10 protein-coding genes are annotated in these 12,582 nt (G+C 69.1%); 7 read left to right on the plus strand and 3 right to left on the minus strand.

Annotated features, from left to right (window positions below):
- Positions 1-83: 83 nt before the first annotated feature.
- Positions 84-692 carry a hypothetical protein gene (locus tag ACFVH2_RS24005; protein WP_378426287.1) on the minus strand — a complete coding sequence of 203 codons (609 nt, stop codon included), beginning with the start codon at positions 690-692 and terminating at the stop codon, positions 84-86.
- A gap of 289 nt (positions 693-981) precedes the next feature.
- Between ACFVH2_RS24005 and ACFVH2_RS24010 the strand changes: the two genes are divergently transcribed.
- From ACFVH2_RS24010 to ACFVH2_RS24020, 3 genes are all read left to right on the plus strand, one after another.
- On the plus strand, positions 982-1,185 hold the full coding sequence (locus ACFVH2_RS24010) for a cold-shock protein (protein ID WP_142098898.1): 204 nt from the start codon (positions 982-984) through the stop codon (positions 1,183-1,185).
- Between the two features lie 247 nt (positions 1,186-1,432).
- Positions 1,433-3,148, plus strand: a complete 1,716-nt coding sequence (locus ACFVH2_RS24015) for an Ig-like domain repeat protein (RefSeq protein ID WP_378426289.1) — start codon at positions 1,433-1,435, stop codon at positions 3,146-3,148.
- A gap of 32 nt (positions 3,149-3,180) precedes the next feature.
- On the plus strand, positions 3,181-4,893 hold the full coding sequence (locus ACFVH2_RS24020; protein ID WP_378426291.1) for an Ig-like domain-containing protein: 1,713 nt from the start codon (positions 3,181-3,183) through the stop codon (positions 4,891-4,893).
- Positions 4,894-4,976: 83 nt separating this feature from the next.
- On the opposite strand, the gene ACFVH2_RS24025 is transcribed toward ACFVH2_RS24020, so the two are convergent.
- Positions 4,977-5,996 (minus strand): beta-ketoacyl-ACP synthase III, encoded by a 1,020-nt coding sequence (locus ACFVH2_RS24025; protein WP_378426293.1) that lies wholly within the window; start codon positions 5,994-5,996, stop codon positions 4,977-4,979.
- Positions 5,997-6,419: 423 nt separating this feature from the next.
- Here ACFVH2_RS24025 and ACFVH2_RS24030 point away from each other — a divergent pair, with 423 nt between their 5' ends.
- The 4 genes from ACFVH2_RS24030 (at position 6,420) to ACFVH2_RS24045 (ending at position 12,129) form a co-directional block, all read left to right on the plus strand.
- Positions 6,420-7,490, plus strand: a complete 1,071-nt coding sequence (locus tag ACFVH2_RS24030; protein ID WP_378426295.1) for a DUF4185 domain-containing protein — start codon at positions 6,420-6,422, stop codon at positions 7,488-7,490.
- Positions 7,491-7,653: 163 nt separating this feature from the next.
- Entirely contained in the window at positions 7,654-8,628 is a 975-nt protein-coding gene (locus tag ACFVH2_RS24035; RefSeq protein ID WP_378426297.1) for an aldo/keto reductase, read from the plus strand.
- 399 nt (positions 8,629-9,027) lie between these two features.
- Positions 9,028-10,863 (plus strand): acyl-CoA dehydrogenase, encoded by a 1,836-nt coding sequence (locus ACFVH2_RS24040; RefSeq protein ID WP_378426299.1) that lies wholly within the window; start codon positions 9,028-9,030, stop codon positions 10,861-10,863.
- 117 nt (positions 10,864-10,980) lie between these two features.
- A complete protein-coding gene (locus tag ACFVH2_RS24045) occupies positions 10,981-12,129 on the plus strand; it encodes a lipase family protein (RefSeq protein WP_378426301.1) in 1,149 nt (382 codons plus the stop codon).
- A 37-nt stretch (positions 12,130-12,166) separates the two neighbouring features.
- On the opposite strand, the gene ACFVH2_RS24050 is transcribed toward ACFVH2_RS24045, so the two are convergent.
- On the minus strand, positions 12,167-12,487 hold the full coding sequence (locus tag ACFVH2_RS24050; RefSeq protein WP_378426303.1) for a GYD domain-containing protein: 321 nt from the start codon (positions 12,485-12,487) through the stop codon (positions 12,167-12,169).
- Positions 12,488-12,582 lie beyond the last annotated feature (95 nt).

The following is a 12,582-nucleotide window of genomic DNA, read 5'->3' on the forward strand; positions in this document are numbered from 1 at the left end:
GAAGCCGACCGCCCGCGCAGCCAGGGCACACGGATTCGGCCGGCCTTCAGCCCCGGAATGTGATGGCGCCTGCCGCGGTCATCTCACTTCCGCGCGGACGTCATCATCGGCTCGCGGATGTCGTAGTAGGACACCTCCCCCATCAGTTCGTTCTCCTCCTCGAACAGCGACCGCAGGTCGTCGGGAATCTCGATCCGCTCGTGCGCTCGGGCTTCGGCCTCGGAGGTGAAGTACACGGCCTCGACGTACCCGTCCTTGCCGTCGGTGGCGAGTGTCCCGCCGAGGATCTCCGGTCGAACCTTCTGCACCTCGCCCTCGACCTGGGTCAGCAGCTCACGCATCCGTCCGGTGTCTCGACTGTGGCCCTCCATCACCTGGACGAATCCGGCGGCGTCCGATCCGCCACCCATCCACTCGCTGACCTCGGCGCAGTCCATGAACGTCACCGGGCCGTCGAAGCAGCGTTCGGTCTGGGACCACCACGCCGCCTGTTCGGGTCGCTGACTGTTACGCGCCGCCGCCTCGGCGGACTCGAACCGCGCCAACATGACGAAGGTGCCGTCCGCGCACATGCCGCTGGTCGCGCCCAGGTACCCCGTCGCCCCCGGCTGCAATTCGTCCTGCCAGCGATCCATGCACTGACGTAGGCCTGCCTCGTCGGCGACCTTCCCCTGAATGAGCTGAATGAACATCGTGTCGCCTCCTGCCGCGGGCGCACCCGCGGCGAGCAACCTTCGGCGGTCGACGCATCGCGGTCCACCACCGCGACGACACCCGGCGGCCCACGACCGCGACCACTGCGAGTTCAATCCTTCGCCGCCACGGGGACCGATGCAACACCCGCGTGGCGCCGCGAATACGGCCGGAGAACCACCTAGTGTAGACCCCGCTGTCGACATCACGACCATGAGCTGGCAGGCTGTACACCCGAGACCAGGGTTCTCGACCTGAGGACCCGCTCGCAGTAACAGGAGTAATAACGTGGCACAGGGCACCGTCAAGTGGTTCAACGGCGAAAAGGGATTCGGATTCATCGAGCAGGACGGTGACGGACCCGACGTGTTCGTGCACTACTCCGAGATCCAGGGCAGCGGCTTCAAGACCCTCGACGAGGGCGCGCGCGTCGAGTTCGAGATCGGCCAGGGCCAGAAGGGCCCCCAGGCCACCGGCGTTCGCACCATCTGAGCGACTCAGTCTCGTCGGAGCGCGCCGCATCGGCGCCTCCACCTGACCACCGAAGGGCGTCTCCGTTCTCGGAGGCGCCCTTCGGCATCTCCGGAAACCCCAGGTCACGACCGTTCGTCCAATCGCGAACGGCACCTCTGAACAATCGTCCAATATATGTGACCGTTTCACCCCGTTCAACCCACGTTCACGTGCTCTACTACCGGCGATCTGTGCCCATTTTCCTCATGAGAGACCCGGTTCATCCATGCCTCGATCCACCCTGCGCGGTTGCGCGGCGCCCATCGGCGTCGTCGCCCTGACCGCGGGGCTCGCCCTGATCGGTTCCCCCGCTACCGCGGACACCGTCAACTTCAAGACCGCCTGCCAGGCCACCCCGTCGGTGTTCGCCGGCCCCCAGCACCAGGTAGCCGACGCGTCCGCCACCGTGACCGCGCCCGCCACCGTCGCCCCGGGCGAAACGTTCACCTACCGGATCCAGAACGGCCCGGGCTCCTACCCGGACTCGCAGTCCGGCGGCACCACCACCAACCTCTCGCGGATCAAGTTCGACTTCGAGATCCCGGCCAACACCACCCTGGTGAGCACCGCGGTGGTCCCCGGCACCGGCGCCAACCTGGACGGCACCGCACCCAACGTGCTGCGCGTGAACACCGCCGGCAGCGTGGACGCCAACGGTACGATCCTGCGCCTGTCCGGCAACAACGAGGTGATCGGCAACAGCCCCACCTCCAGCGGCAGCAACGAGGGCGGAATCCGGGCACCGAAGCTCAAGAAGAACCTCGACGGCACCGCCAACTCCGGCGGCAACAGCGTCTTCCAGCTGCCCGCGGTCGACGTCACCGTCACCGCCGTCGCCCCCGGCACCATCACGCCGAAGCTGCGTACCAGCGGCAATGCCGCCAACTACAACAGCGACGAGAACTACAGCACCTCGCTGGCCAAGGCGTCCGCCCCGGTCGTCGGCACCGTCTGGGCGCCCACCCGTTGCGTCCCCAAGGACAGCAGCGGCGGCGCGCTCAACGCCGGCGCCAAGCCGCTGGCCACGATCCAGGTCGTCGCGCCCGCCGTTGACACCACCACGACGCTGACCGTGCCCGCCGATGCCACCCTCGGCGCGGCGGTCACGCTCTCCGCCGGCGTCGCCCCCGCCCCCGCAGGCGGCACCGTCCAGTTCAAGGACGGCGACACCAACATCGGCGCACCGGCCACGGTCGTGAACGGCACCGCCGCGCTGCGCCACACCTTCGCCACCGAGGGCGCACACACCCTGACCGCGGTCTTCAACGGCACCGACGGATTCACCGGCTCGACCTCCGCGGCCCAGACCGTGAACGTCACGCCCGCGGCGATCGTCGCAGCCCCGACCGCGACCACGCTGACGGTGCCCGCCAACGCGACCTCCGGGTCCGCGGTCGCCCTGTCCGCAACCGTCTCCCCTGCGCCCGAGGGCGGAACCGTCCAGTTCGCTGCGGACAACACCCCGATCGGCGCGCCGGTAGACGTCGTCGGCGGCGTCGCCACCCTGGCGCACGCCTTCGCCACCGCCGGTCACCACAACGTCACCGCGTCCTACCAGGGCGCGGTCGGCTTCGCGGCCTCGCAGTCGGCCTCGGCCACCGTCACCGTCAGCGCCCCGGCACCGTCCGACGTCGCGACCGTCACCAAGGTCACTGCCCTGCCCACGGCCACTGTCGGCAAGTCCGTCGACCTGTCCGCCACCGTCTCCCCCGCCTCCGCGGGCGGCACCGTCCAGTTCATGGACGGCACCAGCAGGATCGGCAGCCCGGTGACCGTCGTCAACGGCGCGGCGATCCTGCCGCACACCTTCACCACCGCGGGTGGTCATTCCGTCACCGCCGTCTACAGCGGTGCGGCGGGCTACGTGGCCTCCACCTCCGCGCCCTTCGCCGTGACCGCGTCCGACGCCGCCACCGTCCCCACGAACCCGTTCGGCTCGTGACCCGTCACCCTCGCACCACCTCAGGAGTACTCATGTCGCACGCGCCCATGCGCCGCGCAGTGGCGGCCCTCGCGGCCGCCGGGATGGCCACCGGCGGGCTGCTGTTCGCCGCGCCGGCCTCCGCCGCAACCACGAACACCGACTTCACCGCCGCTTGCTGGGGCAAGTTCAAGAGCCTGCTCGACACCACCGACAAGACGATGGCCACCGGCGTCACGGTCGACGCCCCCGCCACCGTGATCACCGGTGACACCTTCACCTACCGGCTGCAGCCGAAGACGATGGTGCTCCCGGGCAAGGGCGAGAGCCTGCGCAACCGCGCCAGCGTCTCGCGGCTCAAGTTCGACTACGCGGTGCCCGACGGTGCCCAGATCGTCTCCGCCACCGTGGTTCCCGGTACCGCCGTGAACCTCTCCGGCGCCGCGCCGACCGTGGTCCGCGTCGCCGAGAACGGCAACGCAGACCCCGCCGGCCCGGTGTTGCGCCTGTCCGGCGGCAACCAGACCGTCGGGAACGGACCCAACAGCAACGACGGCGCCGAGGGCGGCATCGTCGTCAACTCCAGCGGGGACACCAGCTACCGGCTCCCCGCGATCGAGGTGACGGCCGTCGCCGGACCCGCCGGTTCCGTCGTCGAGCCGAAGCTTCGTACCGCCGGCAATGCCGCGAACTACAAGGCGGACGAGAACTTCTACACCTCGCTCATCCGGGAGAAGGATCCCGTCGCCGGGGTCTCCTACTGGTCCGCGACCCGCTGCTCACCGCGTGACAACGCCGGCGCGGCACTGAATGCCGGCGCCGGTCCGCTCGCGACCATCAACGTCGTCGCCCGACCGGACGCCACCACGACCACCACGCTCGCCGCCCCCGCGACCGCGGACAACGGCGCGACCGTCGACCTCACCGCCACGGTGAGCCCGGCCACGGCCGGCGGCTCCGTCCAGTTCAAGGACGGCGACGTCAACCTCGGCGCACCGGTCGCGCTGGCCGGCGGCACCGCGACCCTCCCGCACGCCTTCGACACCGACGGCGCGCACAGCGTCACCGCCGTCTACCTCGGCGCACCCGGGATCGCCGGATCCACCTCCGCGGCCCGCACCGTCACCGTGACCACCGTGGTCCGCGACACGACCACCGCGCTGACAGCGCCCACCCACGCCAACACCGGCGTCGCGGTCAGCATCGCGGCCACCGTGTCGCCCGCCCCGGCCGGCGGTACCGTGCAGTTCCTCGACGGCGGCGCACCCATCGGCGCGCCGGTCGCAGTGGCGGGCTCGGTGGCCGTCCTCGCCCACACCTTCGACTCCGCCGGCTCGCACTCGATCACCGCGACCTTCAGCGGCGCACGGGGATTCGGTTCCTCCACCGCCGCGGCGAAGACGGTCGAGGTGTCGGTGCCCGCACCGAACGAGGCGGCCACCACCACCTCGCTGACCGCGCCTGCGACCGCCACCGAGAACGAGGCGGTGACGCTGACCGCCACCGTGGCCCCCGCGCAGACCGGCGGCACCGTTCAGTTCTTCGACGGCACCACCGCGATCGGTGGCCCCGTCCCGGTCACCGGCGGCACCGCGACCCTTTCGCACGCCTTCGCCAGCGCCGGCGCGCACGGAGTGACCGCGGTCTACAGCGGTGCACCGGGCGTCCTCGGCTCGTCCTCGGACGCGCACGTGGTCAACGTGTCCGTGCCGTCCACCCCGGGCACCGGCGGCGGCACCGGATCTCTGGGCAACCTGTTCGGCTGACCGCCACGATCCACCCCGACAAACACTGAAGGTGCCGCTCCGGTTCTCGGAGCGGCACCTTCGACGGTTGGTACGGGTCGAGCTCAGCCCTCGGCGAGCACCGGCATCTTCACGACCTGGCCCGCGTAGGCGAGCCCGGCACCGAACGCGAGCAGCAGCGCGGTGTCGCCCGGCTTCGCCCTGCCGCTGCGCAGCATCTCCTCCATCGCCAGCGGAATCGACGCCGCGGACGTGTTGCCGGTCTCGGCGATGTCGTTGGACACGGCGACCGTCTCCGGCAGGTTGATGCTCCGCACGATCACCTCGGTGATGCGGGCGTTGGCCTGGTGCGGGATGAACACGTCGAGATCGTCGACCGAGAGGCCGGTGCGGTCGAGGGCCCGCTGCGCGATCTTGCCCATCTCGAAGGCCGCCCAGCGGAACACCGAGGTGCCCTCCATCTTGATCCACGGCCGCTTCTGGGTCGGGTTCTCGGCGAAGTCCACCCAGTCCGGCTCCTGCCGGATGGCCCGGCCCTGCGCGCCGTCCGAACCCCAGGTGACCGGGCCGATGCCGGCCTCGTCGCCGCGACCGACCACGACCGCGCCCGCGCCGTCACCGAAGATGAAGCGGACGGACCGGTCCGTGGGCTCGGTGGAGTCGCTCATCCGCTCGACGCCGATGACCAGCACGTGCTCCTCGGTTCCCGCACGCACCATGTCGGACGCCATGCCCAGCGCGTAGCAGAAGCCCGCGCAGCCGGCGGCGACGTCGATGGCGCCCGCGCCGCCCGTGCCCAGCGCATCCGCGACCAGAGCGGAGGCAGCCGGGGTCTGGACCGGGTACGTCGAGGTGGCGACGATGACGGCGCCGATCTGCTCGCCGGTCAGATCGGCGGCGGCCAGCGCGCGACGGCCGGACTCGATCGCCATCGCGAGCACACTCTCCTCGGGGCCGGCGAACCGCCGGTTCCTGATTCCCGATCGAGACTGGATCCACTCGTCGTTCGAATCGATGAGCTCACAGATCTCGTCGTTGGTCACGACCCGCTCGGGCCGGTACACGCCGAGACCGAGGATCGCGGAATGACGAAGCTCCGTGGAGTTCGCGATCGCTGCACCCATTTGCTTGTTTCTCCTCTATATCTCTTCCGTCGGATACTCGGGTGAACCACCCGAACCCGGCACACCCGACACCGTACTGTGCGCGCCCACTGCGCAATGACGCCGTCCACAGCAGACTTTGCGGTCCGGTTCATATCACCTGCCGACCCTCCGGCGTGGCGAAACCGGTACGAATCGGTTGGGTCGAACCTTCGCATTTACCCCATGAGACCCACGCGTACACACCGGTTTCAAAAAATACTGTCGTTCTGTGTACAAAATCACTAGCATCGACAAGGGTCGGCCGCTTCGCGGCCGGCCGTAGAAGTGGGCACAAGACAGGACGCGCGGGCGAAAGAACACGACACAAACACGACAGCGGTCGAGGGGATACGTGTAATGGTTGGACGTACCAGGTCATTCGTACAGGCTTCGATCCTCAGCATGGTGGCGCTGGTCATGCTCGCCGGTCCTGCCGCCGCGGATCCGAACACAGTCAACCCCATTCCCGGGCTCAACGGCACGAACGGCCTACCCGACCTGCGCGGACGCACCACCGCGATTGCGCAGATGACCGGGCTGCTCAGCGCCAACCGCACCCAGGACGACAACGTGCTCGGCACCGATCTGGGGATCATGTGGGACAACGGCAACGGTCAGATCCTCACCGCGTTCGGCGACTCCGCCGGCCTCGGCATTCCGAACCTGCTGGCGGGCAGCCTGTGGTCGTGGCGCAGCAACACCCTCTTCCGCAGCGCGGACCACAATCTGGCCGACGGGATGACCTTCGACAGTTCGCCGCGCGACTTCCTCGGACAGTCCAAGGAACTCATTCCCAGCCCGAAGATCCCCTACGTGGAGATCAGCCACATCCCCACCGCGGGGGTCGCGGTCGACGGGGTGCAGTACATGTCGATGATGTCCGTCAACCACTGGGGCGAACCCGGGCACTGGGAAACCAACAACTCCGGGCTCGCGGTCTCCACCGACAACGGCGAGAACTGGGCGATGGCACCCGAGACGATCCGCCCCAGCGAAGGCGGCAACCGGAACTTCCAGATGAGCGCCTTCCTCAAGGACGGCGGCTTCGTCTACCAGTACGGCACCCCGCCCGGACGCGGCGGGCTGGGCTACGTCGCGCGGGTACCGGAGAAGCAGATCCGCGACCTCGGCGCGTACGAGTACTGGAACGGCACCGAGTGGAAGAAGGGCGACGTCAACGCGGCCGCGCCGATCGTGTTCGGCGGCGTCGGCGAGCTGTCCGTTCAGTACAACCAGTTCCTCGGCCAGTACCTGATGCTCACCACCGACAACTTCAACTCGGTGGTGATGCGGCGCTCGCCGAGCCCGACCGGTCCGTGGGGCCCGCCGGAGGTGCTGCTGGACGCCCGCGAGCTACCGACCGCGTACGGCGCTTACATGCACCCCTGGTCGACCGGGCCCGACCTGTACTTCCTCACCACCGTCCACTCGAACTACAACGTCCTGCTCCTGCACACGACGCTCAACCGCTGACGGTCGCCGGCACCCGGCCGGCCGCACCGCGACGACCCGGCGCCCACGCCCGTCTTCCGTTACCACACAGTGGAATTCAGCGTCGGCGCCGGGCCGAGCGCGGCGTAATGTCCGGATTCGGGTCGCTCACCGGACCCGCACCCGCGCCACCGTCAGGAGTTCGATGTCCACCTCCATGCAGTACTCACCCCTTCCCGGAACCGACCTGGTCGTCTCGAAGGTGTCCCTGGGCTGCAACAACTTCGGCTCCCGCATCGACGCCGCAGCATCGCGCGAGGTGGTCGATGCGGCGTTCGAGCACGGCATCACGTTCTTCGACACTGCCGACGTGTACTCCGCCGGAGAGTCCGAGCGGATCCTCGGCGCGGCCCTCGCCGGCCGCCGGGACCGAGCCGTCGTCGCGACCAAGTTCGGCGCGCCCATGGGTGCGGACGACCAGGGCTCGTCCCCGGCGTACATCCGGCGCGCGTGCGAGGCCAGCCTCCGACGACTCGGCGTCGACCACATCGACCTCTACTACCAGCACGCCCCCGACCCGGGCGTCCCGATCGAGGACACCCTGGAAGCGCTCGACGAACTCGTGCGGGCCGGCAAGGTCCGCCACATCGCGTGCTCGAACGGTTCGGCGCAACAGATCAGGCAGGCCGACGACGCCGCGCGCGGACTCGGACTCGCACGGTTCAGTGCGGCGCAGATCGAGTGGAACCTGCTCGCGCGTGAGGTCGAGGACGAGATCGTGCCGGCCTGCGAGGAGCGTGGCCTGGGCGCGATCCCCTACTACCCGCTGGCGGCCGGTCTGCTCACCGGCAAGTACCGCAAGAATGCGACCTTCCCGACGGGTTCGCGGTTCGACAGATCCGAGTACTTCGCGGCAGGTGCGACGGACGAGGCGTTGACCCGGGTGGAGGAACTGCTCACCCTGGCGAGCAAGCTCGACCGCCCGCTGTCCGAACTCGCCGTGGCCTGGCTAGACGCAAAGCCCCAGGTCACGTCCGTGCTGATCGGCTCCGCCAGCCCGCACCAGGTGGAACGCAACCTCTCTCACCTACGCCGGCCGCTCGACAAGGACGAACTCGTCCTGATCGACGCGTTCCTCACCCGGAACCGACCGGACCCCACCGGAAAAGCCCGGATGTGACGAACATCGAATCCGGGACCGACCATGACCGGGTCACCGTCGCCACCTGCGCACCTCCGAGCAACAACGCCCACGGCGCACTCGGCCCCTGCCGAGCGCGGCTCCGTCCAGTCACGGACCTCCCGATTCCCCACCTGACCTGGTCGGATGTGCTTATCATTCGCTATCCCCCAGGCCGACGGATCATGCCACGGCCACGGCCGGCGGGCTTGGGCGGCAGGCGTGGACGTGAACCGGGTGTCGCCGAGGGGGTCGCCAGTGGCCTCGGTGCCGGATTCGGCGGTTCTGTTGGCAGGTAACTGAATCGCGAGTAACATCGCAAATGTTACCGACGAGTAGCTACTTGGGCGGTACTGACAACTGCTAGACCGCACCGTCTCAACGGGAGAGATAGAAGACATGGGCCATTACAAGAGCAACGTCCGTGACCTGGAGTTCAACCTCTTCGAGGTACTCGGTCTGGAGAAGCCGCTGAACGAGGGCGCCTGGGGAGACCTGGACGCCGACACGATCCGCACCATGCTCGCCGAGGTCGCCAAGCTGGCCGAGGGCCCGCTGGCCGAGGCCTTCGCCGACACGGACCGCAACCCGCCCGTCTTCGATCCCGAGACCCACACGCTGGCGATCCCCGAGGGCTTCAAGGCCTCCTTCAAGGCCATGTGGGACGGCGAGTGGTACCGCATGGGCCTGCAGGAGGAGATCGGGGGCGTTCCCGCGCCCCGCGCCCTCGTGTGGTCCATCGCCGAGATGCTGCTCGGCGCGCAGCCCGCCGCCTTCATGTATGCCGCCGGCCCATCCTTCGCCGGCGTGCTGTTCGAGAACGGCACCGACGAGCAGAAGAAGTGGGCCGAGGTCTGCGTCGAGCGCGGCTGGGGCGCCACGATGGTGCTGACCGAGCCGGACGCCGGCTCCGACGTCGGCGCAGGCCGCACCAAGGCGATCAAGCAGGACGACGGCTCCTGGCACATCGAGGGCGTCAAGCGGTTCATCACCTCCGCCGTCTCCGACGACCTGTTCGAGAACATCTTCCACCTGGTCCTGGCCCGCCCCGAGGGCGCCGGGCCGGGCACCAAGGGCCTGAGCCTGTTCTTCGTGCCGAACACCCACTTCGACTTCGAGAAGAACGAGATGGGCGAGCGCAACGGCGTCTTCGTCACCGGCGTCGAGCACAAGATGGGCATCAAGGCCTCCGCCACCTGTGAGGTCACCTTCGGCGGGCACGGCGTCCCCGCCAAGGGCTGGCTGGTCGGTGAGGTGCACAACGGCATCGCCCAGATGTTCGACGTCATCGAGCACGCCCGCATGATGGTGGGAACCAAGGCCATCTCCACCCTCTCCACGGGCTACCTCAACGCGCTGGCGTACGCCAAGGAGCGCGTCCAGGGCGCGGACCTGACCCAGATGACGGACAAGGCCGCTCCCCGCGTCACCATCACCCACCACCCCGACGTCCGGCGCGCGCTCGCCATGCAGAAGGCGTACGCGGAGGGCCTGCGCTCGGTGTACCTGTACACCGCCGCGCACCAGGACGAGGTCGTCGCCCAGCTGGTCTCCGGCGCCGACAAGGACCTCGCGTTCCGCGTCAACGACCTGCTGCTCCCGATCGTCAAGGGTGTCGGCTCCGAGCGGGCGTACCAGTACCTGACCGAGTCCCTGCAGACCCTCGGCGGCTCCGGCTTCCTCCAGGACTACCCGATCGAGCAGTACATCCGCGACGCGAAGATCGACTCGCTGTACGAGGGCACCACCGCGATCCAGGCGCAGGACTTCTTCTTCCGCAAGATCGCCCGTGACCGCGGCGTCGCCCTGGCCCACGTCGCCGGCCAGGTCAAGAAGTTCATCGACAGCGACAGCGCCGACAACCGCCTCAAGAGCGAGCGTGCGCTGCTGGCCACGGCCCTCGAGGACGTCCAGACCATGGCCGCCACCCTCACCGGGTTCCTCATGGGTGCGCAGGAGCAGCCCACCGAGCTGTACAAGGTCGGCCTCGGTTCGGTCCGCTTCCTGATGTCCGTCGGCGACCTGCTGATCGGCTGGCGTCTGCTCGAGCAGGCCGAGATCGCGATCAAGGCGCTCGACGCCGGTGCCGCCGACAAGGACAAGGCGTTCTACGAGGGCAAGGTCGCGACCGCGTCCTTCTTCGCGAAGAACGTGCTGCCCGAGCTCACCGCGAACCGCGCCATCATCGCGAACGTCGACAACGACATCATGGAGCTCGACGAAGCCGCGTTCTAGACGCTGCGCGCAGCACCCGAGAACCGACGGCGCTGCCGTCCACCGATCGCCTCGGTGGACGGCAGCGCCGTCTCTCGTCTTCCAGCGGCCCGGTGCGCGATGTGTTTGGCTGTCGCCATGCTGCGTCCGACCACCTCGAGACTCCTGTCGCTCGCCGCCGCGACGCTGATCGCGGTCGGCGGCGCCGCCACCGCACAGGCCGCTCCCGCCGCCACGGCGGGCACCGTCGTGTCCGTCGAACCGCTCCTCCACCACCTGTGGGTCCCCGGCTCGGCGGACGCCCGCCGCCTGACCTACTGGACCGAGGGGGTCCAGGACACGCCCGCCCTGAGCAGCGGCGCCGTCTACCTGCCGCCGGGCCGGCCGCCCGCGGGCGGGTGGCCGGTGATCGCATGGGCACACGGCACCACGGGCCTGGCCGACCAGTGCGCGTACTCGATCGGCGGACCGATCGCGGTGGAGCGCGACTGGGCCTACCTGCACAAGTGGATGCAGCAGGGCTACGCGGTCGTCGCGACCGACTACGTCGGGCTCGGCACCCCCGGCGGGATGCCGTACCTCAACGGCCGGGTCGAGGCGCACAGTGTCGTGGACATGGTCAAGGCGAGCCGGAACGTCTTCCCGGAGCTGTCGAACAGGTGGGTGGTCGTCGGGCAGTCGCAGGGTGGCGGCGCGGCGATCACGACCGCCCGGTACGCAACGGAGTTCGGCGGACCTGCCCTCGACTACCGCGGTGCGGTCGGTACCGGCGTGCCCGCCTACATCGAGGACGTGCTGCAGTACCTGGGTCCGAAGGTCCCGCCGGTGCAGTTGCCGAAGAACCTCACCGTGTACGCGCTCTACATCGTCTCCGGCCTGCGCACCTCGTTCCCCGAGTACGACATCGACAGCCACCTCAGCGAGTCCGGTCGCCAGTGGGTGGACCGGGCCGAGCAGCTGTGTGACCCGGAGCTGGCGGAAGTCGTTGCCGCGCAGCACGTCAACCTCGGCGACCTGTTCACCAGACCGCTCGGCGCGATCCCGAACTTCCACGGCGTACTGCGCGACTACATGGGCATCCCCGAACGCGGCTACGACCGGCCGCTGTTCATCGGTCAGGGCCTGCTGGACACCGACGTCTCCACCCCCGGCGTCCTGACGCTCGCCGCAACGCTGCAGGCCAACGGTCAGCCCCTGACCTTCCACACCTATCCCACCGACCACGACGGCACCGTGAACGCGTCACTGGTGGACTCGCTGCCCTTCGTCGCCGCCCTGCTGCGCTAGCGGTCGGGCGATTCGCACGCCGACCGCGGAGCGGCCGTCAGTCGCCGGGTGCGCGGTACTCGGCCTCGCGACGGACCGCGTCGTCCACCTGTTCCGGCGTGAGCAACGGCGTGGACTCGGATCTCGCGGCGCCCGCAGCGGTGGTCCGGATGCCGAGCGTCGCGGCCGCGACCTCGTCCGGCACCTCCCCGATCACCACCAGATCGTGCCCGCCGAGCGCGAAGTAGCAGGATTCGACTGTGCCACCGACACTTTCGACCATGCGGGTGATCGCGTCCCGCCGAGCTGATCCACCCTCCGCCAACAAGCCCGTCGCGCCCTCGGCCGAATATGTGACCTGCCACAGATACCTCGGCATCGGTGCCTCCTCGATTCGATGTGAATCTGCCCATGGCAATCGTAGATGCGGCTCCGCCGCAGTGGTGCGGATACGGAGTGCAGGCACTCCGTATC

The sequence above is a fragment of the Rhodococcus sp. NPDC127527 genome, assembly GCF_042672245.1.
Taxonomy (GTDB): domain Bacteria; phylum Actinomycetota; class Actinomycetes; order Mycobacteriales; family Mycobacteriaceae; genus Rhodococcus_G.

What these genes read in the sequence shown, in the direction of transcription:
- ACFVH2_RS24005 (WP_378426287.1), bottom strand. Translation starts at nt 692, where the DNA reads ATGTTCATTCAGCTCATTCAGGGGAAGGTCGCCGACGAGGCAGGCCTA.
- ACFVH2_RS24015 (WP_378426289.1), top strand. Translation starts at nt 1,433, where the DNA reads ATGCCTCGATCCACCCTGCGCGGTTGCGCGGCGCCCATCGGCGTCGTC.
- ACFVH2_RS24020 (WP_378426291.1), top strand. Translation starts at nt 3,181, where the DNA reads ATGTCGCACGCGCCCATGCGCCGCGCAGTGGCGGCCCTCGCGGCCGCC.
- ACFVH2_RS24025 (WP_378426293.1), bottom strand. Translation starts at nt 5,996, where the DNA reads ATGGGTGCAGCGATCGCGAACTCCACGGAGCTTCGTCATTCCGCGATC.
- ACFVH2_RS24030 (WP_378426295.1), top strand. Translation starts at nt 6,420, where the DNA reads ATGGTGGCGCTGGTCATGCTCGCCGGTCCTGCCGCCGCGGATCCGAAC.
- ACFVH2_RS24035 (WP_378426297.1), top strand. Translation starts at nt 7,654, where the DNA reads ATGTCCACCTCCATGCAGTACTCACCCCTTCCCGGAACCGACCTGGTC.
- ACFVH2_RS24040 (WP_378426299.1), top strand. Translation starts at nt 9,028, where the DNA reads ATGGGCCATTACAAGAGCAACGTCCGTGACCTGGAGTTCAACCTCTTC.
- ACFVH2_RS24045 (WP_378426301.1), top strand. Translation starts at nt 10,981, where the DNA reads ATGCTGCGTCCGACCACCTCGAGACTCCTGTCGCTCGCCGCCGCGACG.
- ACFVH2_RS24050 (WP_378426303.1), bottom strand. Translation starts at nt 12,487, where the DNA reads ATGCCGAGGTATCTGTGGCAGGTCACATATTCGGCCGAGGGCGCGACG.